Source organism: Pseudomonas wayambapalatensis, from assembly GCF_049942315.1.
GTDB classification, from domain to species: domain Bacteria; phylum Pseudomonadota; class Gammaproteobacteria; order Pseudomonadales; family Pseudomonadaceae; genus Aquipseudomonas; species Aquipseudomonas wayambapalatensis.
Genome location: NZ_JBNFMU010000133.1, coordinates 1 through 19,204, shown reverse-complemented (window position 1 = coordinate 19,204; position 19,204 = coordinate 1). Strand labels below are relative to the sequence as shown.

Annotated in this window: 21 protein-coding genes and 1 other RNA gene; 6 read left to right on the top strand and 16 right to left on the bottom strand. The window is 62.1% G+C overall.

Annotated features, from left to right (window positions below; genetic code table 11):
- Positions 1-4 precede the first annotated feature (4 nt).
- The 9 genes from mraY to rsmI all read right to left on the bottom strand — a co-directional run bounded on the left by mraY (position 5) and on the right by rsmI (position 8,965).
- Positions 5-1,087 (bottom strand): phospho-N-acetylmuramoyl-pentapeptide-transferase, encoded by a 1,083-nt coding sequence (mraY, locus tag ACPZMI_RS07725; RefSeq protein ID WP_054894005.1) that lies wholly within the window; start codon positions 1,085-1,087, stop codon positions 5-7.
- Positions 1,087-2,454: a UDP-N-acetylmuramoyl-tripeptide--D-alanyl-D-alanine ligase gene (locus ACPZMI_RS07720; protein WP_426351988.1), complete on the bottom strand. Its 1,368-nt coding sequence runs from the start codon at positions 2,452-2,454 to the stop codon at positions 1,087-1,089. The genes mraY and ACPZMI_RS07720 overlap by 1 nt, the downstream gene beginning before the upstream one ends.
- Complete coding sequence (locus ACPZMI_RS07715) at positions 2,447-3,934, bottom strand: UDP-N-acetylmuramoyl-L-alanyl-D-glutamate--2,6-diaminopimelate ligase (RefSeq protein WP_186668050.1); 1,488 nt, start codon at positions 3,932-3,934, stop codon at positions 2,447-2,449. Before ACPZMI_RS07715 ends, ACPZMI_RS07720 begins: the two co-directional genes overlap by 8 nt.
- Positions 3,934-5,664: a peptidoglycan D,D-transpeptidase FtsI family protein gene (locus tag ACPZMI_RS07710; protein ID WP_186719096.1), complete on the bottom strand. Its 1,731-nt coding sequence runs from the start codon at positions 5,662-5,664 to the stop codon at positions 3,934-3,936. Before ACPZMI_RS07710 ends, ACPZMI_RS07715 begins: the two co-directional genes overlap by 1 nt.
- Positions 5,664-5,957: a cell division protein FtsL gene (gene ftsL, locus ACPZMI_RS07705; protein WP_054894001.1), complete on the bottom strand. Its 294-nt coding sequence runs from the start codon at positions 5,955-5,957 to the stop codon at positions 5,664-5,666. Before ftsL ends, ACPZMI_RS07710 begins: the two co-directional genes overlap by 1 nt.
- Positions 5,954-6,901, bottom strand: coding sequence for a 16S rRNA (cytosine(1402)-N(4))-methyltransferase RsmH (rsmH, locus tag ACPZMI_RS07700; protein WP_411383188.1), 948 nt, complete (start codon positions 6,899-6,901; stop codon positions 5,954-5,956). The genes ftsL and rsmH overlap by 4 nt, the downstream gene beginning before the upstream one ends.
- Positions 6,898-7,353 carry a division/cell wall cluster transcriptional repressor MraZ gene (gene mraZ / locus ACPZMI_RS07695; protein ID WP_004575120.1) on the bottom strand — a complete coding sequence of 152 codons (456 nt, stop codon included), beginning with the start codon at positions 7,351-7,353 and terminating at the stop codon, positions 6,898-6,900. The genes rsmH and mraZ overlap by 4 nt, the downstream gene beginning before the upstream one ends.
- 309 nt (positions 7,354-7,662) lie before the next feature.
- Positions 7,663-8,022: RNase P RNA component class A (gene rnpB / locus ACPZMI_RS07690), an RNA gene on the bottom strand.
- A gap of 67 nt (positions 8,023-8,089) precedes the next feature.
- Complete coding sequence (gene rsmI, locus ACPZMI_RS07685) at positions 8,090-8,965, bottom strand: 16S rRNA (cytidine(1402)-2'-O)-methyltransferase (protein WP_426351987.1); 876 nt, start codon at positions 8,963-8,965, stop codon at positions 8,090-8,092.
- A gap of 187 nt (positions 8,966-9,152) precedes the next feature.
- On the opposite strand from rsmI, the gene ACPZMI_RS07680 reads away from it, so the two are divergent.
- The 5 genes from ACPZMI_RS07680 to ACPZMI_RS07660 all read left to right on the top strand — a co-directional run bounded on the left by ACPZMI_RS07680 (position 9,153) and on the right by ACPZMI_RS07660 (position 12,899).
- Complete coding sequence (locus ACPZMI_RS07680) at positions 9,153-10,970, top strand: penicillin-binding protein activator (RefSeq protein ID WP_426351986.1); 1,818 nt, start codon at positions 9,153-9,155, stop codon at positions 10,968-10,970.
- Positions 10,970-11,341 carry a YraN family protein gene (locus tag ACPZMI_RS07675; protein ID WP_426351985.1) on the top strand — a complete coding sequence of 124 codons (372 nt, stop codon included), beginning with the start codon at positions 10,970-10,972 and terminating at the stop codon, positions 11,339-11,341. Before ACPZMI_RS07680 ends, ACPZMI_RS07675 begins: the two co-directional genes overlap by 1 nt.
- Before the next feature lie 88 nt (positions 11,342-11,429).
- On the top strand, positions 11,430-12,023 hold the full coding sequence (locus ACPZMI_RS07670; RefSeq protein WP_054893997.1) for a phosphoheptose isomerase: 594 nt from the start codon (positions 11,430-11,432) through the stop codon (positions 12,021-12,023).
- Entirely contained in the window at positions 12,020-12,598 is a 579-nt protein-coding gene (locus ACPZMI_RS07665) for a BON domain-containing protein (protein ID WP_063546017.1), read from the top strand. The genes ACPZMI_RS07670 and ACPZMI_RS07665 overlap by 4 nt, the downstream gene beginning before the upstream one ends.
- A gap of 82 nt (positions 12,599-12,680) precedes the next feature.
- Complete coding sequence (locus tag ACPZMI_RS07660) at positions 12,681-12,899, top strand: YgdI/YgdR family lipoprotein (RefSeq protein ID WP_186668064.1); 219 nt, start codon at positions 12,681-12,683, stop codon at positions 12,897-12,899.
- A gap of 45 nt (positions 12,900-12,944) precedes the next feature.
- Here ACPZMI_RS07660 and ACPZMI_RS07655 read toward each other — a convergent pair whose 3' ends face one another.
- The 7 genes from ACPZMI_RS07655 to rplM all read right to left on the bottom strand — a co-directional run bounded on the left by ACPZMI_RS07655 (position 12,945) and on the right by rplM (position 17,816).
- Positions 12,945-13,379 (bottom strand): ClpXP protease specificity-enhancing factor, encoded by a 435-nt coding sequence (locus ACPZMI_RS07655; RefSeq protein WP_186668066.1) that lies wholly within the window; start codon positions 13,377-13,379, stop codon positions 12,945-12,947.
- Positions 13,380-13,389: 10 nt separating this feature from the next.
- On the bottom strand, positions 13,390-14,013 hold the full coding sequence (locus tag ACPZMI_RS07650; protein ID WP_063546019.1) for a glutathione S-transferase N-terminal domain-containing protein: 624 nt from the start codon (positions 14,011-14,013) through the stop codon (positions 13,390-13,392).
- A 121-nt stretch (positions 14,014-14,134) separates the two neighbouring features.
- Positions 14,135-14,914 (bottom strand): cytochrome c1, encoded by a 780-nt coding sequence (locus tag ACPZMI_RS07645; protein ID WP_054893992.1) that lies wholly within the window; start codon positions 14,912-14,914, stop codon positions 14,135-14,137.
- Positions 14,914-16,125 carry a cytochrome b gene (locus ACPZMI_RS07640; RefSeq protein WP_054893991.1) on the bottom strand — a complete coding sequence of 404 codons (1,212 nt, stop codon included), beginning with the start codon at positions 16,123-16,125 and terminating at the stop codon, positions 14,914-14,916. The genes ACPZMI_RS07645 and ACPZMI_RS07640 overlap by 1 nt, the downstream gene beginning before the upstream one ends.
- Positions 16,125-16,718 carry a ubiquinol-cytochrome c reductase iron-sulfur subunit gene (gene petA / locus ACPZMI_RS07635; RefSeq protein ID WP_054893990.1) on the bottom strand — a complete coding sequence of 198 codons (594 nt, stop codon included), beginning with the start codon at positions 16,716-16,718 and terminating at the stop codon, positions 16,125-16,127. Before petA ends, ACPZMI_RS07640 begins: the two co-directional genes overlap by 1 nt.
- Before the next feature lie 262 nt (positions 16,719-16,980).
- Complete coding sequence (gene rpsI, locus ACPZMI_RS07630) at positions 16,981-17,373, bottom strand: 30S ribosomal protein S9 (RefSeq protein WP_054893989.1); 393 nt, start codon at positions 17,371-17,373, stop codon at positions 16,981-16,983.
- 14 nt (positions 17,374-17,387) lie between these two features.
- Positions 17,388-17,816: a 50S ribosomal protein L13 gene (rplM, locus tag ACPZMI_RS07625; RefSeq protein WP_054893988.1), complete on the bottom strand. Its 429-nt coding sequence runs from the start codon at positions 17,814-17,816 to the stop codon at positions 17,388-17,390.
- 257 nt (positions 17,817-18,073) lie between these two features.
- Here rplM and ACPZMI_RS07620 point away from each other — a divergent pair, with 257 nt between their 5' ends.
- The gene (locus tag ACPZMI_RS07620; RefSeq protein WP_186711352.1) at positions 18,074-19,114 is read left to right on the top strand and encodes an NADP(H)-dependent aldo-keto reductase; all 1,041 of its coding nucleotides are present in this window, start codon (positions 18,074-18,076) and stop codon (positions 19,112-19,114) included.
- The last annotated feature ends 90 nt before the right edge of the window (positions 19,115-19,204 follow it).

The following is a 19,204-nucleotide window of genomic DNA, read 5'->3' as shown; positions in this document are numbered from 1 at the left end:
TCGTTTACCTCAGTTTCAGGGTGGCAAGGCCGATCAGCACCAGAATCACGGTGATGATCCAGAATCGGACGATCACCCGCGGCTCGGGCCAACCCTTGAGTTCGAAATGGTGGTGAATCGGCGCCATGCGAAACACGCGCTTGCCGGTCAACTTGAACGAGGCCACCTGGATCACCACCGAAAGGGTTTCCACCACGAAGATGCCGCCCATGATGAACAGCACGATTTCCTGGCGGACGATCACGGCGATGGTGCCCAGCGCGGCGCCCAGTGCCAGGGCACCGACGTCACCCATGAAGACTTGCGCCGGGTAGGTGTTGAACCAGAGGAAGCCCAGGCCTGCGCCGATCAGCGCACCGCAGAACACGATCAGCTCGCCCGAGCCCGGTACATAAGGGATCAACAGGTATTCGGCGAACTTCACGTTGCCCGACAGATAGCAGAAAATACCGAGCGCACCGCCCACCATCACCGTCGGCATGATCGCCAGGCCGTCGAGGCCGTCGGTCAGGTTGACCGCGTTGCTCGAGCCGACGATGACGAAGTAGGTCAGCACGACGAAGCCGACGCCCAGAGGGATGGTGAAGTCCTTGAGGAACGGCACGATCAGCGTGGTTTCGACGCTGGTCGGTGCAGTCATGTAGAGGAAGACCGCAGCCCCGAGGCCAAATACCGACTGCCAGAAATACTTCCAGCGGCTCGGCAGGCCGCGGGAGTTCTTCTCGATCACCTTGCGGTAGTCGTCGACCCAGCCGATGGCGCCGAACAGCAGGGTGACGATCAGCACCACCCAGACATAGCGATTGGTCAGGTCGGCCCACAGCAAGGTGCTGATGGCGATAGCGGACAGGATCAGCGCACCGCCCATGGTCGGGGTGCCGGACTTGGACAGGTGCGATTGCGGGCCGTCGTTACGCACGGCCTGACCGATCTGGCGAATCTGCAGGGTACGAATCATCCAGGGCCCCAGCCACAGTGCCAGGGACAACGCCGTCAACACACCCAGGATCCCGCGCAGGGACAGGTACTGGAAGACCGCGAAGCCCTTGTAGAACTGTTGCAGATACTCAGCCAACAGCAGCAGCATTAATGTTTCTCCCCGCTGGCACCACACAGAGCAGCCACGACGTTTTCCATCGCAGCGCTGCGCGAGCCCTTGATCAAGATAGTGGTATCGCTGACGCTCTCGGCACGAACGGCGTCGATCAGCTCAGCTTGAGTAGCGAAATGGCGGCCATTGGCGCCGAACGCCTGGACCGCATGAACCATGTTGGTGCCCGTCGCGTACAAGGCATCGACCTTGCCGCGCGCATGGTCGCCCACCTGACGGTGACCTTCCTCGGCCCATTGCCCCAGTTCGCCGATATCCCCGAGCACCAGGACGGTGCGTCCGGAAAAGCCGGCGAGTATATCAATGGCGGCACACATCGAGGTGGGATTTGCGTTGTAGGTGTCGTCGATCACCCGCGCACCGCTGGGCGCGATCTGCGCCACGGAACGGCCCTTGACCGGCTGCACTGCGGCCAGGCCGGCAACGATACCCGGCAGGCTCACGCCCACGGCATGTGCGGCAGCAGCGGCGGCCAGGGCGTTGCTGACGTTATGCGTACCGAGCAGGTTCAACTGTACCGGCGCACTGCCGCTCGGACCGTGCAGGGTGAACGAAGGGCAGCCGCGCGCGTCGCGACCGATGTCGCTGGCATGGAAGTCGGCCTTCTCGTTGGTCAGGGCGAAGCTCAGCACCTGGTGCGCACCGGCGCGCTTGCGCCAGATGTCAAAGGCCTTGTCGTCGAGATTGAGCACGGCGATACCGCCCTCGCCCAAGCCCTCGAGAATCTCGCCCTTGGCCTCGACGATCTTCTCCGGGCCGCCGAACTCACCCACGTGGGCGGTGCCAGCGTTGTTGAGGATGACGACTTGCGGCTGAGTGAGACCAACGGTGTAGCGAATCTCGCCGATGCGCGAAGCGCCCAGCTCGATCACCGCAGCGCTGTGTTCGGGCGCGATCTCCAGCAACGTCAGTGGCGCGCCGAGGTCGTTGTTCAGGTTGCCACGGGTGGCATGCACAAGACCGCGAGTACGCAGGATGGAAGCCAGCATCTCCTTGACCGTGGTCTTGCCGCTGGAGCCTGTGATGGCGACCACCGGCTTGTCGAAGGCGGCGCGATTGAGCGCGCCCAACTGGCCCAGCGCCACACGACAATCGGCAACCAGCAGTTGCGGCAGGTCGACATCGGCGATTTCGCGCTCGACCAACGCGGCCACGGCCCCCTTGGCCTTCACATCGGCAAGGTAGTCGTGACCATCGAAACGCGGGCCGGTCAGTGCAATGAACAGTTGCCCCGCAGCCACGCTGCGGCTGTCGATGCTGACACCGTTGAAGGTGGCGTCGGCACCGACCAGACGAGCACTCAGCGCTGTAGTCAGCAGGCTGAGTGTCATGGGCTTAATCATGTGGAGCCCCCCAGGCTGAAAGTGCCTTCTCGGCTTCGACCAGATCGGAGAAATCAAGGCGCTCGCCATTGATCTCCTGGTAATCCTCATGCCCCTTGCCGGCCAGCACGATCACATCGTCGGCGGCAGCGGTGGCGATCAGGTGTGCGATGGCCTGGCCGCGACCGGCGACGAACTCGGCGTCGGCAGCCTTGGCGAAACCTGGGCGAATGTCATCGAAGATCCGCAGCGGATCCTCGGTACGTGGGTTGTCGTCGGTGACCAGTACGCGGTCGGCCAGACGCTCGGCCACCTCGGCCATCAGCGGACGCTTGCCGCGATCGCGATCCCCGCCGCAGCCGAACAGGCACAGCAGCTTGCCGTGGGCGTGCGGGCGCAGGGCTTCGAGTACCTTCTCCAGTGCGTCGGGGGTGTGGGCGTAGTCAACCACCACCAGCGGCTTGGCACCACCACCCAGGCGCTGCATGCGACCGACAGGCCCCTGCAGTTGCGGGGTGACTTTCAGTATTTCGTCCAGCGAGTAATCCAGCGCCAGCAACGTGGCTACGGCGGCCAGCATGTTGCTCAGGTTGAAGCGCCCGAGCAGTTGGCTGCGCAGTGTGCGTTCGCCTTGAGCGGTGACGATGATGGCGCGCACGCCATCATCGTCGAAGTGGGCTTCGCGGCAGAACAGCGAGGCGTCCGGGTTTTCCAGGCTATAGCTGAGCATCCGGGTCTCGATATGATCGGCACTCGGGCGGCGGGCAAAGTCTTCGGCCAGACGACGACCAAAGGCATCGTCCAGGTTGACCACCTGGCAGCGCAGGCTCGGCCATGCGAACAGCTTGGCCTTGGCGGCCTCGTAGGCCTCCATGCTGCCGTGGTAGTCCAGGTGATCGCGCGACAGGTTGGTCATCACCGCGATATCGAAGGCCAGCGCCGCCACGCGTCCCTGCTCCAGGGCGTGGGAAGACACTTCCATCGCCACGGCCTTGGCACCGCCCTTCTTGAGGTCGTTGAGCGTGGCTTGCACGGCAATCGGGTCCGGCGTGGTCAGGCGGCCGCTCTGCAAGTCACCGAAGAAACCGGTGCCCAAGGTGCCGATCAGACCGCAGCGCTGGCCCAACTGGTCGAGGGCCTGGGCGAGCAATTGCGTCACGCTGGTCTTGCCGTTGGTGCCGGTCACGCCGACCAGGTTGAGCTGGCGGCTCGGCTCGCCATAGAAACGGCCGGCGATGGCCGACAGTTGCGCGATCAGGCCCTTGACCGGAATCAGCGGCACGTCGGTGAGCGGCAGCACCGTGGCGCCCTGCTCTTCATAGGCAATGGCGGCAGCACCGCGGGCAAGCGCGTCGGCGATGTGGTCGCGGCCATCGACCTTGGCACCCGGCACCGCCAGGAACAGATCACCCGGCCGCACCTGGCGGCTGTCGAGTGTCAGCTCGCGAATCAACGGATCGCGGCTGGCATGGGCGAAAAGCTTGCTCAATGGCATTGTCATCAACCACGCCCTCCCTTGGCGGGTACTGCACTGGCCTGCTGCACGTTCGCGGGCGGCAGGTTATCCGGCGGCACGTTCATCAGCCGCAGAGTGCCGGACATGACCTTGCTGAACACCGGCGCCGAGACCAGACCACCGAAGTAACCGCCTTTGCCCGGCTCGTCGATGACCACGACGATGGCGTAGCGCGGGTCGCTCATCGGGCCGAAACCGGCAAACAGCGAACGGTAGGCGTTTTCGGTGTATCCCTTGGAGCCGACCGTGGCCTTGCGCGCAGTGCCCGACTTGCCGGCAACGTGGTAGAACGGCACCTGGGCGCGGAACACACCGCGCGGCGCCTCGATCACCTGCTGCAACATGCCCTGAATGGTCTTGGCGGTTTCCTTCGGAATGGCTTGCACGGCTTCCGGCGCCTTGTCGACCTTGAGAATCGACAGCGGCACCATCTTGCCGTCGTTGGCCAGCGCGGCGTAGGCGTGAACCAACTGCAGGGCGGTGACCGATACGCCGTATCCATAGGAGAGCGTGGCTGTCTCGGCCTTGCGCCACTCACGATGGTTGGGCAGGTTGCCCACGCGCTCACCCGGGAATCCCAGGCCGGTGTACTGCCCCAGGCCAACCTGCGACATCACCCGATAGATGGCTTCGCCGCCGATATCGAAGGCGATCTTGCTCATGCCGACGTTACTGGAGTTGATCAGGATGCCGGTCAGGTCAAGGATCGGGCCCTCGCTCCTGGACACGTCCTTGATCGTGTAGCGACCAATCTGCAGGCTGCCCGGATACACCTCGACCTTGTCGGTGGGTTTCCAGCGCCCGCTCTGCAGGGCCGCACTCATGGAAATCGGCTTGACCGTGGAACCTGGCTCGAACACATCGATGATCGCCCGGTTACGCATGGCTGCCGGGAACATGCTGCGGCGGTTGTTGGGGTTGTACGTTGGCTGGTTGACCATCGCCAGGACCTCGCCGGTCTTGACGTCCATGATCACCAGGCTGCCGGCCTTGGCGTCCTGTTCGGCGATGGCGTTGCGCAGCTCGCGAGTCGCCAGGTACTGCAGGCGCAGATCTATCGACAACGCCAAGGTCTTACCGGCCTTGGCGTTCTTGGTGACTTGAATATCCTTGATCAGGCGGCCGCGCCGGTCCTTGATCACCTGGCGTTTGCCAGGCACCCCGGCCAGCCACTCGTCATAGGCGAGCTCGACACCTTCACGACCATGGTCGTCCAGGTCGGTGAAACCCACCATGTGCGCCGTGACATCGCCCGCCGGATAGAAGCGGCGGAACTCCTCGAGGCCGTAGACACCGGGCACTTTAAGGTCGAGTACCTGCTGGCCCTGCTCGGGCGTGAGGCCGCGAACCAGGTAGATGAATTCCTTGTTGGCCTGCTGGGTGAGGCGCTCGATCAGTTGCTGCGGGTTCTGCCCCAGCACAGCGGCCAGTTGCGGCCAACGGTCCTTGGACGCCTGCATCTCCTTGGGGTTGGCCCAGAGAGTGGTGACCGGCGTACTGACGGCCAGAGGCTCGCCATTGCGGTCGGTAATCAGGCCACGGTGTGCAGGAATCGGGATATGGCGCAGGCTGCGAGCATCGCCCTGCCCCTTGAGGAAGTCTCGGTCGACCACCTGCAGGTCGATGATCCGCCAGCTGATCGCGCCGACCATCAACGCCAGCAGGCCTACGACGACCCGGAAGCGCCAGGGGTAGAGTGCACCCTCGAGCTTCATCATGGCGTCACCATCCGCACTTCGTCAGCGTTGGGTACGCGCATCTTCAACTGGCCGGCAGCCAGGTTTTCGATACGACTGTGGGCAGTCCAGGTGCTCTGCTCGAGAATCAGGCGCCCCCACTCAGCCTGGGCCTTGTCGCGCTCGCTCAGCTCGTTGTAGAGCGTGTTGAGCAACTGGCGGTTCCAGTGAGCGCTGTAGGAGACAGCGATGGCCGACACCAGCACGCCAACGAACAGCAGAAGCATCAGGAAGCTTCCGCCTGGCAATGGCTTGGCGAACAGGCGACTCACCGCAGCTTCTCCGCCACGCGCATGACGGCGCTGCGCGCACGCGGGTTGGCCTTGAGTTCTGCATCGGAGGCGAACTGCGCCTTGCCGATCAGCTTGATACGAGGTTCGAAGGCCTTGTGCTGCACCGGCAGGTTGCGTGGCAGGTTATCCGCTTCGCCCTTGACCAGCTTGCGCATGAACAGTTTGACGATGCGGTCTTCCAGCGAGTGGAAGCTGATCACCGCCAGGCGGCCGCCGACTTCCAGCGCCTCGAGCGCGGCGTCCAGGCCGGCCTCCAGATCGCCCAGTTCGTTATTGACGTGAATGCGCAGCCCCTGGAAAGCGCGAGTCGCCGGATTCTTGCCCTTCTCCCAAGCAGGGTTGGCGACCTTGAGCACTTCGGCCAGGTCGGCGGTACGGGTGAACGGCTGCTTCTCGCGACGCTCGACCACCGCACGCGCCATGCGACCGGCAAAACGCTCCTCGCCGTACTCCTTGAACACGCGGGCTATTTCTTCGACGGGCGCGGTGGCGATGAACTCGGCGGCGCTGATGCCCTGGCCCGGATTCATGCGCATGTCCAGCGGGCCATCGTTGAGGAAACTGAAGCCGCGCTCAGGATCGTCCAGCTGCGGCGAGGAGACACCCAGGTCGAGCAGGATACCGCTGACCTTGCCGTCCAGCCCGCGCGCGCGCACCTCATCACCCAGTTCGGCGAAGCTGCGCTGCACAATGACAAAGCGGCCGTCTTCGGCCGCCAGCGCTTGCCCCGTGGCAATCGCCTGTGGATCTTTGTCGAAGCCCAGCAGCCGCCCTTGCGGCCCGAGCTTGCTGAGAATGAGACGACTGTGCCCACCGCGACCAAAGGTCCCGTCCAGATAGCAACCGTCGGCGCGCAGGGCCAATGCCTCGACAGCTTCGTCGAGCAATACGGTGATGTGGTTGAAGCCGCTATCTATCGTCACAGGATCAGGTCACGCAGTTCATCGGGCATGGCGCCCGGTTGTTGAATAGCTGCGAGGTCGGCTGCCGAAACCGCGTTCCAGGCATCCTCATCCCACAGCTGGAATTTGTTCAGTTGCCCCACCAGCATCGCCTTCTTGTCGAGCTTGGCGTACTCACGCAAACGGGGCGGAACCAGGAAACGACCACTGCCATCGAGCTCCAGGTCCACCGCATTACCGATCAGCAAACGCTGCAGGCGGCGGTTTTCCTCACGCAGCGACGGCAAGGCACGCAACTTGGCTTCTATCTGCTCCCACTCATCGAGGGGATAAACACACAAGCAGGGGTCAACAGCGTCGATGGTCACGATAAGTTGACCATTGCAACGCGAATCGAGCTCGTCACGGTACCGGCTCGGCATGGCGAGACGGCCCTTTGCATCGAGGCTGACGGCGTTGGCTCCGCGGAACACGGCTGCGATTCCCCACAATGGTAACTTTTTTGTGCCAGAAAACCCACTTCATCCCACTTTCTGCCACTTGCGCACACTATAGGAATCCGTCCGCCACACCGTCAAGGCGCGTTCATAGGGAAAACCCTTACAGGACCGAGATTTAGCGCAACAAAGGAAGGAGGAAGGACTACCGGAAGAAAAAATTGGCGGAAAAAATCAAGCGCACTCAAACGGATAGAGTGTGAAGTTAAAGTGAATTATCAAGAGTAAGAACTTTTCGGCATTACCAGGAAGGATCTGCTATCGATTCAAGCAGGAAGAGAGGGGGTGGAGAGTCGATCTGTAAGCCGGGTTTTGTCGAGGACAGTCATTCCTCTACGACGGCCATCACTGGACGCCTCTAGCAACCTACCCGGTTCCGACGCGGGCCACGCCGTATGGAACCCTATTTGGTCTTGCTCCGAGTGGGGTTTACCTAGCCACGAACTGTTGCCAGCCGTGCGGTGCGCTCTTACCGCACCTTTTCACCCTTACCGGCACCGAAGTGCTTAGGCGGTTGTTTTCTGTGGCACTTTCCGTAGGCTCGCGCCTCCCAGGCGTTACCTGGCACTCTGCCCTGCGGAGCCCGGACTTTCCTCCCCCTGATTTTGCGGAACAAAAACAGGCAGCGACTGTCCGATCGACTCTCCGCCGACAAGGGTAACGGCAGGCGCGATCAAGAACAAGCAATACCGCAAATAATATCATTACGCCATTAATGGCTTTTCTGTTTATCCAGCGCTGCTTGATAAAGAAGATTCTTACGCACCCCGGTAATTTCCGCCGCCAATGCTGCCGCCCGCTTGAGCGGTAATTCTGCCAGCAACAGATCCAATACACGCATGGCGTCGCTACTGATCGCCTGGTCGTCTTGCGGCGCACTCCAGCCCGCCACCAGCACCACGCACTCACCACGCTGCTGATTGGCGTCAGCTGCGACAAAGGCGCGCAACTCGGCCAGCGGCAAGCCCTTGAGCGTCTCGAACGTCTTGGTCAGCTCTCGCGCCAGTACAGCCGGGCGCTCACCGCCGAATACCGCCTCCATGTCTTCCAGGCACTCAAGGATACGATGCGGCGCTTCATAGAAGATCAAGGTCCGAGGTTCTTCCTTGACCTGCTCCAGACGCGCACGGCGCCCGACAGCCTTCGCCGGCAGGAAGCCTTCGAAAATGAAGCGATCAGAGGGCAGCCCCGCCGCCGACAGCGCAGCGATCAGCGCGCACGCCCCTGGCACCGGCACCACCTTCACCCCGGCAGCACGCGCCTGGCGCACCAGGTGATAGCCCGGATCGGAAATCAGCGGCGTGCCGGCGTCGGACACCAGCGCCACATCGTCACCCGCCAGCAAGCGCGCAATGAAGCGACTGCCTTCGTCGCGCTCGTTGTGCTCATGGCAGGCCGCCAGCGGCGTCTCGATGCCGAAATGCTGCAGCAGACGCACCGAGTGGCGGGTATCCTCGGCGGCGATCAGCGCCACGCCGGCCAGCACCTTGAGTGCCCGGGCGCTCATGTCGTCGAGGTTGCCGATGGGCGTCGCAACGACGTAAAGCGTACCCGCTATGGATTTTGGAACCCCTGCAACATCAGTCACTGCACACACCTGCCTTGCCGATCAAAGGCGCCATTGTAGCCCGAGCGCCCGCAACAAGGCGCAAAGAACTTGGCCGCCATCCCCTGACATGCGACCTATAGTGAAGGATCAGCGTCAGCAAGATCGCGCCCCGGCCAGCGCTTGGGTACAATTGCCGGCCAACTTGATCGAGTAACAGGACCCTTACATGATCGCTTGCCTGCGGCTGCTCACAGCCCTCTGTCTCGCTGCCCTGCTGGCAGCCTGCGCCAGCTCGCCCTCATCCAGCCTGGGCGAACTGCCACGCACCCCGGACGCCAGCATCGAGCAACTGCTCGAGAAGGCGGCTTCCAGCAAGTCCGCCGAAGACGCCGCGCTGCTGCGCCTGAGCGCCGCCGACATGGCCTACCGGCAGAAGGACTTCCCACGCGCCGCACGCATCCTCGAGCAGGTTCCACTGGACACGCTCAAACCCGCCCAACAGGTGTTCGCCAGCACCCTGGCTGCCGAGCTGGCGATGAGCCGCAACCAGCCCAAGGCCGCCCTCGGCGCCCTGTCGCACCCGAGCCTGCAACGCGTCGGCGAGCTCCCCGAAGAGCAGCAGGTGCGCACCTACAGCGTGCATGCTGCAGCCCTCGAAGCCGACGGCCAGGCACTTCCTGCGGCCCAGCAGCGCATCTTGCTGGCTCCGCTGCTCAGCGGCCCGGACGCAACCAAGAACAACGATGCCATCTGGTCGCTGGTAGCCTCGCTGCCCGCCGACCAGCTGCAGCAACCAACCAGCAACCCGCCCCTCGCCGGCTGGACCAGCCTGGCCCTGGCGGTCAAGAGCGCCGGCACCCTGGAGCAGCAACAGGCCGCCATCGACAGCTGGCGCCAGCAACATGCCGATCATCCGGCCGCCAAGCAGTTGCCTGACGCACTGGTCAAGCTCAAGCAACTGGCCAGCCAGCCGCTGACCAAGATCGCCCTGCTGCTGCCACAGGAAGGCCCGCTCGCCGGTGTAGCCCGCGCGCTGCGCGACGGCTTCATGGCGGCCCATTTCCAGGCCCAGCAATCCGGCCAGCCAGCGCCGGCGGTTCAGGTTTTCGACAGCTCGCGCCTCACCTCGCTGGACGACTTCTATCGCCAGGCCCAGGCGGCCGGCGTACAGCTGGTGATCGGTCCGCTCGAAAAACCACTGGTGAAGAAACTCGCCGACTACCCGCAACTGCCCATCACCACCCTGGCACTGAACTACGCCGAGGCCGGGCAGAAATCGCCACCACAACTCTTCCAGTTCGGCCTCGCCGCCGAGGACGAAGCTCGCGAAGTCTCTCGCCGTGCCCGCGCAGACGGCCTGGTCCGCGCCGTGGCCCTGGTGCCGAGCGGCGAATGGGGTGACCGCGTGCTCGCAGCTTTCCGCCAGGACTGGGAAGGCAACGGCGGCACCCTGCTCGCTGCCGAGCGCATCGCCCAGCCAGTCGCCCTGGCCCAACAGATCGCCGACCTGTTCCAGCTGCGCCAGAGCGAAGGTCGTGCCAAGAGCCTGCAGAGCGCCGTGGGTGGTAATGTCGCCGCACAACCATCGCGTCGCCAGGACATCGATTTCATCTTCCTCGCCGCCACCCCGCAGCAGGCCCAGCAGATCAAGCCGACCCTCAACTTCCAGTACGCGGGTGACGTACCGGTCTACGCCACCTCCAACCTCTACAGCGCCAGTGGTGACGTGAACCAGTACAACGACATGAACGGCATCCGCTTCTGCGAAACCCCCTGGTTGCTGGACAACACCAACAGCCTGCGTCAGCAAGTCGTGCAGCAGTGGCCTCAAGCTGCCGGCAGCCTGGGTCGCCTGTACGCCATGGGTGTCGATGCCTACAGCCTGGCGCCACGCCTGGGCCAGCTCAAGGCGCTGCCTGACAACCGCGTCGAGGGCCTGTCCGGCAGCCTGAGCATCAACGCCAACCAGCGTATCGAACGCCAACTGCCATGGGCCGAATTCTCCGGCGGTCAGGTCAAGCGCCTGCCGGATACTGCACGCTGATGCCCGACGCCTCCCCCACCAGCGCCGGGCTCGCGGCAGAAAACCAGGCCCTCGAGTATCTTCGAGGGCAAGGCCTGCAACTGCTGACGCGTAACTGGCAATGCAAGGGAGGCGAGCTTGATCTGGTCATGCTCGACGCCGATACAGTAGTATTCGTCGAAGTCCGCTACCGCTTGCACGCGGATTTCGGCGGAGCGCTCGAAAGTATCGACGCGCGCAAGCAGAAACGCCTGGCGCTTGCCGCCAACCTGTTCCTGCTGAAGGAGTCCCGCTGGGCCGATCACCCCTGCCGCTTCGACGTAGTCGCCCTGCAGGGCAGCCACCATGCAGGTCGGCCGCTTCAATGGCTGAAAAACGCCTTCGAATGCTGAACCCATTCCGATTTCTTTGCTCTATGTTTCGCGGGCTGGCCCCTGTCGCGCGTCGCGCAGGCCTCCGCCGCACTTAAGGTCACACCAGATGGACATGCAATCCCGAATTCGCCGGCTGTTCCAGGCCAGCATCGATACCAAGCAACAGGCAATGGACATCCTGGCACCGCACATCGAGCAGGCCAGCCTGGTCATGGTCAACGCGCTGCTCAACGAGGGCAAGATGCTCGCCTGCGGCAACGGTGGCTCGGCGGGCGACGCCCAGCATTTCTCCTCGGAACTGCTCAACCGCTTCGAGCGCGAGCGTCCGAGCCTGCCAGCCATCGCCCTGACCACCGACAGCTCGACCATCACCTCGATCGCCAACGACTACAGCTACAACGAAGTCTTCTCCAAGCAGATCCGCGCCCTGGGCCAACCCGGCGACGTACTGCTGGCGATCTCCACCAGCGGCAACTCGGCCAACGTGATCCAGGCGATCCAGGCCGCACATGATCGTGAAATGATTGTCGTAGCATTGACCGGACGTGACGGCGGCGGTATGGCTTCGCTGCTGCTGCCCGAGGATGTGGAGATCCGCGTCCCCTCCACGGTCACTGCGCGTATCCAGGAAGTCCACCTGCTGGCGATCCATTGCCTGTGCGATCTGATCGACAGCCAACTGTTCGGGAGTGAAGAATGATCCCCAAGCGCCTCGGCCTCATGGCCCTGACCCTGTGCCTCGGTATTTCCGGTTGCAGCTCGGTATTGACCTCGACCCGCAACTCGCCGATCGAAGATGATCGCGGCACCCGCACCATCGGTAGCAAGATCGACGATTCGCTGATCGAAACCAAGGTTTCGGTCAACGTCGCCAAGGCAAGCCCCGACCTGGACAAGGGCTCGCACATCGTCGTCAGCAGCTACAACGGCATCGTGCTGCTCGCCGGTCAAACGCCGCGCGCCGACCTCAAGAGCCTCGCCGAGCAGACCGCCGGCCAGGTACAACGGGTCAAGAAGGTGCATAACGAGCTGCAGGTGATGCAGCCCTCGTCGATCCTGGCACGCAACAACGACACCTGGCTGACCACCAAGATCAAGACCCAGATGATCGGTGATGCCAACGTTCCCAGCTCACGCATCAAGGTGATCACCGAGAACGGAATCGTCTACCTGCTCGGCCTGGTCACCCAGCAGGAAGCCAACGCCGCCACCAACGTGGTTCAGGGTGTGTCTGGCGTACAGAAAATCGTCAAGCTGTTCGAGTACATCGACTAACACTGCCAGCGGCCCCCCAGCCCCGGCGCTGGGGCACCGCAGACAACGGCATGCATTACCCTCACACCCTCAGGAAGTACCCATGAAGAAGTCCCTGCTGTCCCTCCTGGCCATTACTGCCTTCGCCACCCTGGCCGGCTGCTCTACCCCGAGCGTGATCACCCTCAACGATGGCCGCGAGCTGCAGACCACCGACACGCCGAAGTTCGACCGTGACTCCGGCTTCTATGAATTCAAGCAGCTCGATGGCAAGCCGACCCGTATCAACAAGGATCAGGTCCGCTCCATCAAGGACCTGTAATCCGAACTTGAAAAAAAAGGCGATCCATCTGGATCGCCTTTTTTGTTACTTGACCACTTTCAAGCTCGGTCGTCCAGTCGGTCGCGGCGGCTGGCCACCACCTTCCGGCGGGCCATCATCATCAGGCTCGACGCCTTCTTCCTCATCGAGCTCTTCGCCCCCCATCAACGGCGGCTCCAGCTCGAACACCATGCCCTGGCCATTCTCACGGGCATAGATACCCAGAATTGCACCAGCTGGCACATAGAGCGAATGAGCTACACCACTGAACCGCCCCTCGAAGCTCACCGCTTCGTTGTCCATGTGCAGGTTACGCACGGCACTGGGCGAGATGTTCAAGACGATCTGGCCATCGCTGGCAAATCCCTGGGGCACCTGGACCGCCGGATACTCGGCATTGACCAGCATATGGGGGGTGCAATCGTTGTCGACGATCCACTCGTACAGTGCTCTAACCAGATAGGGGCGACTGGAGTTCATCAACGGCTCCTTAAAGCTTGCGCATTTCACGTTCAGCAGCAGACAGGCTCGCCTGGAAAGGCTCGCGGGCGAACTGTCGCTCCATATAATCCAGCAGCGGCTTGGCTTGCCGCGGCAGCTCGATACCCAGTACCGGCAATCGCCAGAGTATGGGCAGTAGACAACAATCGACCAGGCTTTGCTCCTCGCTCATGAAGCAGGGAAACTCGCCGAACAGCGCCGAGACACCAGTCAGACTCTCGCGCAGCGACTTGCGCGCCTCACCGCGGGCTGCCTCGGCGGCACGCGGATCGAGAATGACATCGGCCAGTGCACACCAGTCACGCTGGATACGGTGCATCAGCAGGCGGCTGTTGCCGCGCGCCACCGGGTATACCGGCATCAGCGGCGGATGAGGATAACGCTCCTCGAGGTATTCCATCACCACGGTCGATTCGTACAACGCCAGGTCGCGATCGACCAGGGTTGGCACGCTGCCATAGGGATTCACTTCGATCAGTTTGGGCGGCAGACGATCGGCGATGACGTCGATGATCTGCACACTGACGCCCTTCTCGGCGAGAACGAGGCGTACCCGATGAGAATAATGGTCAGCGGGGTCGGAATAGCAGGCTAACCTGTTGGTCGCGCCCATGTAGCTCCTCCTCGCATGGGGATGCTTGTGAAACTGCAAATGCAAACGCGCCCTGGGAGGCTCCTCGCGATTGCGCAGGAGCACCCCAGGGCGCGTTCAACTACCAGAAACTACTGCGTGATCAGTGCACGTCCTTCCAGTATTCGCGCTTGAGCAAGTAGGCGAACACGAAGAAGAAAGCCAGGTACAGCAGGACATAGGTGCCGATGCGCTGACTTTCCAGTTTGACCGGGTTGGCCGAATAGGCCAGGAAGGTCACCAGGTTCTTGACCTTCTCGTCGAACTGCTCGGGCGTCAGGGTACCGGATTTCGGCTCGATGGTCAGCTGGTCACAGGCTTCATGGGTCAACGGACTGCCAGTCAGCGGGTCGAATTGCTTCTTGCCGTCGACCACTGTCTGGATCTGCTTGCAGCCAATCACCTGGTTGCCCTGCAGCCCGACCAGCACGTTGGGCATGCCCACGTTCGGGAAGACCTTGTTGTTCACCCCATAAGGGCGCGACTTGTCTTCGTAGAAGCTGTGCAGGTAGCTGTACAGCCAATCGTTGCCACGCACTCGGGCGACCAACGTGAGATCAGGCGGCGCCGCACCGAACCAGGTCTTGGCATCGCTGGGCTGCATGCCGATCTTCATGTGATCGCCGATCTTGGCCCCCGTGAACACCAGCTTTTCGAGCATCAGCTCGTGGGGGATGCCCAGGTCATCGGCAACCCGCTCGTACCGCTGGAACTTGGCGCTGTGGCAACCCATGCAATAGTTGGCGAAGGTGCGCGCCCCGTCTTGCAACGCGGCCTTGTCGGTCAGGTCGATATCGACCTTCTGCAGCTCCACACCCTGCTCGGCAGCAAAGGATAAGGCAGGCATCAATGCCAGGAACATTACTGCAATAAACTTTTTCATCAGCCAGTCACCCTTTCCGGAACCGGTTTTGTCTTCTCGAGCCTTGTGTAGAACGGCATCAACAGGAAGTAGGCGAAATACAGCACGGTGCAGACCTGGGACAGCAGGGTCCGTCCGGGCGTAGGCGCCAGCACACCGAGCACGCCGAGAATGATGAAGGCCACGCAGAACACCAGCAGGAAGATCTTGCTCAACCAACCCTTGTAGCGCATGGAGCGCACCGGGCTGCGATCGAGCCAGGGCAACACGAACAGCACCGCGATCGCCGCGCCCATGGCGATGACGCCGAACAGCTTGTCAGGCACCGCCCGCAGGATCGCGTAGAAGGGCGTGAAGTACCACACCGGCGCAATGTGCTCGGGGGTCTTGAAGGCGTTGGCCTGCTCGAAGTTAGGTTTTTCCAGGAAGTAGCCACCCATTTCCGGGAAGAAGAACACCACGGCGCAGAACACGAAGAGGAATACCACGACCCCGACGATATCCTTGACGGTGTAGTACGGGTGGAAGGGAATGCCATCCAGCGGTACGCCGTTCTCGTCCTTGTGCTTCTTGATGTCGACACCGTCCGGGTTGTTCGAGCCCACCTCGTGCAGTGCCAGGATGTGCAGCACCACAAGCCCGAGAATGACGATCGGCAGCGCCACCACATGCAGGGCAAAGAAGCGGTTCAGGGTGATGCCTGAGATCAGGTAGTCACCACGGATCCATTGAGTGAGATCATCGCCGATCACCGGGATGGCACCGAACAGCGAGATGATCACCTGGGCGCCCCAGTAGGACATCTGCCCCCAAGGCAGCAGGTAACCCATGAAGGCCTCGGCCATCAGCGCCAGGTAGATCAGCATACCGAACAGCCACACCAGCTCACGCGGCTTCTGGTACGAACCGTAGAGCAACCCGCGGAACATGTGCAGGTAGACCACGATGAAGAACGCCGAGGCGCCAGTGGAGTGCAGATAGCGCAGAATCCAGCCGTACTCGACATCGCGCATGATGTACTCGACCGAGGCGAAGGCCTCTTCTGCCGAGGGCGTGAAGCTCATGGTCAGCCAGACCCCCGTGACGATCTGGTTGACCAGCACCAGCAACGCGAGGGAGCCAAAGAAGTACAGGAAGTTGAAGTTCTTGGGCGCGTAATACTTGCTCAGGTGGTCTTCCCACATTTTCGTGGCGGGGAAGCGAGCATCAATCCAGTCCATGAACTTGCTCATCATGCGTTCTCCTGATCGACGCCGATGACGATGATGTCGTCCGACTCGTACGAGTGCGGCGGCACTGGCAAATTGAGCGGGGCTGGCTGCGACTTGTAGACGCGACCCGCCAGATCATAGTGCGAGCCATGGCAAGGGCAGAAATAGCCACCGACCCACTTCGGACCGAGATCGGCGGGGGCGACTTCCGGACGGAAAGTCGGCGAGCACCCCAGGTGGGTGCACAAGCCAACGAGAATGAGGATTTCCGGCTTGATCGAGCGGACCTCGGGATCGACGTAGGTCGGCTGCACCGAAGCCTTGGACTCGGGGTCGGACAGGTCTGCAGTGATCTTTTTCAGATTGCCGAGGATCTCTTGCGTTCGTCGCACGATGAACACCGGCTGACCGCGCCATTCGGCAACCATCTGCTGCCCGGGCTCAACCTTGGCGATGTTGACCTTCACCGGTGCCCCAGCGGCTTTCGCCTTGGCACTGGGGAACCATGACCCCACGAACGGTACCGCAGCCCCCACTGCCCCCGCAGCCCCCACCACGGATGTGGCAGCTACGAGGAAGCGGCGCCGGCCTGCGTTGACGCCGTCATTGCTCATTCAGTCCTCTCCCATCAGCTTTCTTCTCGCCCGCTGGATCAGGCGTCTATTAGTAATGTCTGTGGCGCTAAAAATTGGCCGCCATGGTAAGAAACAAATCCACACACTGACAAGGTGATTACCCCTGGTTCGGGCTACAACCCTCGCTTTGCTTGATCTGCGTCTATGTGGCAACTCGGCCCGGACATGCTGACAGGTTAGTTCAAGACATAAAAAAAGCCCGGTTCCAAGGAACCGGGCTTTTTCGACTGCCGAAGCGCTATTAACGCTTGGAGTACTGAGGACGCTTACGCGCTTTACGCAGACCCACTTTCTTACGCTCGACTTCACGAGCGTCGCGGGTGACGTAGCCAGCACGACGCAGAGCGCCACGCAGGGTTTCGTCGTATTCCATCAGAGCGCGGGTGATACCGTGGCGGATAGCACCGGCCTGACCGCTGACACCACCACCGGCGACGGTGACGTAGATGTCGAACTTCTCAACGGTCTCGGTCAGTTCCAGCGGCTGGCGAACAACCATGCGAGCGGTTTCGCGGCCGAAGAAAGTGTCCAGAGGACGGTTGTTGATGGAAATGTTACCAGTACCCGGACGCAGGAAAACGCGAGCGGTTGCGGTCTTGCGACGGCCAGTGCCGTAATTTTGAGTCGCCGACATAATGAACTATCCCGTTAGATCTTCAGTTCTTGAGGCTGCTGAGCAGTGTGAGGGTGGGTAGCACCCGCGTACACTTTCAGCTTGCGGTACATGTCGCGACCCAGCGGGTTCTTCGGCAGCATGCCTTTGACCGCGGTCTCGATGACGCGCTCAGGGGCCTTGTCGATCAGCTTCTCGAAGCTGATTTCCTTGATGCCACCTGGGAAGCCGGAGTGGGAGTAGTACATCTTGTCCGAAGACTTGGCACCAGTTACACGAACCTGCTCGGCGTTGATGACGACGATGTAGTCGCCGGTGTCAACGTGAGGAGTGTACTCAGGCTTGTGTTTGCCGCGCAGACGGGTAGCGATTTCGGTAGCCAGACGACCCAGGGTCTGACCAGCGGCATCGATTACGAACCACTCGCGCTTTACTGTTTCCGGTTTAGCAGTAAAAGTTTTCATTCTCTAAAGCCTCAGAGGCCGCCCAGCGAAAAATAGACGGCGAATCTTACTGGATAGTGCACAACTTGCCAAGGGCAAGCGCGCAGCCGAGCACGGACGCTTTTGGGGGCTCGGGTCGGGCACGCCCATGATCGACGGGGTTCTTCCTGCGTGGTGGTGCATCACTTCCGCCACACGGAGAGGCCCAGCATTATCCAGATTGCGCAAAGATTTTCAACCTGCTTTGATGGTTTCTTTGTCCAGCAGAGAGCCTTCCGATGGAATACCGCAAGCTCGGCCGTACCGACCTCAACGTCAGCGCACTGTGCCTGGGCACCATGACCTGGGGTGAGCAGAACGTCCAGGATGAGGCCTTCGAGCAGATCGCCCTGGCCAAGACCGCCGGCATCAACTTCATCGACACCGCCGAAATGTACCCGGTGCCGCCGCGCCCGGAGACCTACGCGGCGACCGAACGCATCATCGGCAACTGGTTCGCTGCCAATGGCGACCGTGACGACTGGATTCTCGCCAGCAAGGTCGCTGGCCCCGGCAACGGCATCAGCCATATCCGCGACGGCCAGCTCAAGCACAACCGCCAGCACATCGTCGCCGCGCTGGACGAAAGCCTCAAGCGCCTGCAGACCGACCGCATCGACCTCTACCAGCTGCACTGGCCGGAGCGTTCGACCAACTTCTTCGGCAAGCTGGGCTACCAGCACCTGCCCAACGACCTGTTCACGCCGCTGGAGGAAACGCTGGAGGTGCTCGACGAGCAAGTGCGCGCCGGCAAGATCCGCCACATCGGCCTGTCCAACGAAACGCCATGGGGCACCATGAAGTTCCTGCACCTGGCCGAAAGCCGCGGCTGGCCACGGGCAGTGTCGATCCAGAACCCGTACAACCTGCTCAATCGCAGCTTCGAGGTGGGCCTGGCGGAAGTGGCGATCCGCGAGCAGTGCGGCCTGCTGGCTTATTCGCCACTGGCCTTCGGCATGCTGTCGGGCAAGTACGAGAACGGCGCGCGCCCGGAAAAGGCACGCCTGACCTTGTTCAGCCGCTTCGCCCGCTACTCCAACCCGCAGACCGTGGCCGCCTGCAGCCGCTACGTGCAGTTGGCCCGCGAGCATGGCCTGGATCCGGCGCAGATGGCCCTGGCATTCGTCACCCGCCAGCCGTTCGTGACCAGCAACATCATCGGGGCGACCGATCTCAAGCAATTGCAGAGCAACCTGGACAGCGCCAACCTGGTGCTGAGTGACGAACTGTTGGCGGCGATCGAGGCACTGCACCAGCAGCAGCCAAACCCGGCGCCCTGAGCGTGATCATGTACTGCCCTCTTCGCGAGCAAGCCCGCTCCCACAAGGTTCATCACAGGCCTTGTGGGAGCGGGCTTGCCCGCGAAGAGG

Bases quoted from the DNA above. Each gene is read 5' to 3' on its own strand.
- mraY (WP_054894005.1), bottom strand. From the start codon at position 1,087: ATGCTGCTGCTGTTGGCTGAGTATCTGCAACAGTTCTACAAGGGCTTC.
- ACPZMI_RS07720 (WP_426351988.1), bottom strand. From the start codon at position 2,454: ATGATTAAGCCCATGACACTCAGCCTGCTGACTACAGCGCTGAGTGCT.
- ACPZMI_RS07715 (WP_186668050.1), bottom strand. From the start codon at position 3,934: ATGACAATGCCATTGAGCAAGCTTTTCGCCCATGCCAGCCGCGATCCG.
- ACPZMI_RS07710 (WP_186719096.1), bottom strand. From the start codon at position 5,664: ATGAAGCTCGAGGGTGCACTCTACCCCTGGCGCTTCCGGGTCGTCGTA.
- ACPZMI_RS07680 (WP_426351986.1), top strand. From the start codon at position 9,153: ATGATCGCTTGCCTGCGGCTGCTCACAGCCCTCTGTCTCGCTGCCCTG.
- ACPZMI_RS07675 (WP_426351985.1), top strand. From the start codon at position 10,970: ATGCCCGACGCCTCCCCCACCAGCGCCGGGCTCGCGGCAGAAAACCAG.
- ACPZMI_RS07670 (WP_054893997.1), top strand. From the start codon at position 11,430: ATGGACATGCAATCCCGAATTCGCCGGCTGTTCCAGGCCAGCATCGAT.
- ACPZMI_RS07665 (WP_063546017.1), top strand. From the start codon at position 12,020: ATGATCCCCAAGCGCCTCGGCCTCATGGCCCTGACCCTGTGCCTCGGT.
- ACPZMI_RS07660 (WP_186668064.1), top strand. From the start codon at position 12,681: ATGAAGAAGTCCCTGCTGTCCCTCCTGGCCATTACTGCCTTCGCCACC.
- ACPZMI_RS07655 (WP_186668066.1), bottom strand. From the start codon at position 13,379: ATGAACTCCAGTCGCCCCTATCTGGTTAGAGCACTGTACGAGTGGATC.
- ACPZMI_RS07650 (WP_063546019.1), bottom strand. From the start codon at position 14,013: ATGGGCGCGACCAACAGGTTAGCCTGCTATTCCGACCCCGCTGACCAT.
- ACPZMI_RS07645 (WP_054893992.1), bottom strand. From the start codon at position 14,914: ATGAAAAAGTTTATTGCAGTAATGTTCCTGGCATTGATGCCTGCCTTA.
- ACPZMI_RS07640 (WP_054893991.1), bottom strand. From the start codon at position 16,125: ATGAGCAAGTTCATGGACTGGATTGATGCTCGCTTCCCCGCCACGAAA.
- petA (WP_054893990.1), bottom strand. From the start codon at position 16,718: ATGAGCAATGACGGCGTCAACGCAGGCCGGCGCCGCTTCCTCGTAGCT.
- rpsI (WP_054893989.1), bottom strand. From the start codon at position 17,373: ATGTCGGCGACTCAAAATTACGGCACTGGCCGTCGCAAGACCGCAACC.
- rplM (WP_054893988.1), bottom strand. From the start codon at position 17,816: ATGAAAACTTTTACTGCTAAACCGGAAACAGTAAAGCGCGAGTGGTTC.
- ACPZMI_RS07620 (WP_186711352.1), top strand. From the start codon at position 18,074: ATGGAATACCGCAAGCTCGGCCGTACCGACCTCAACGTCAGCGCACTG.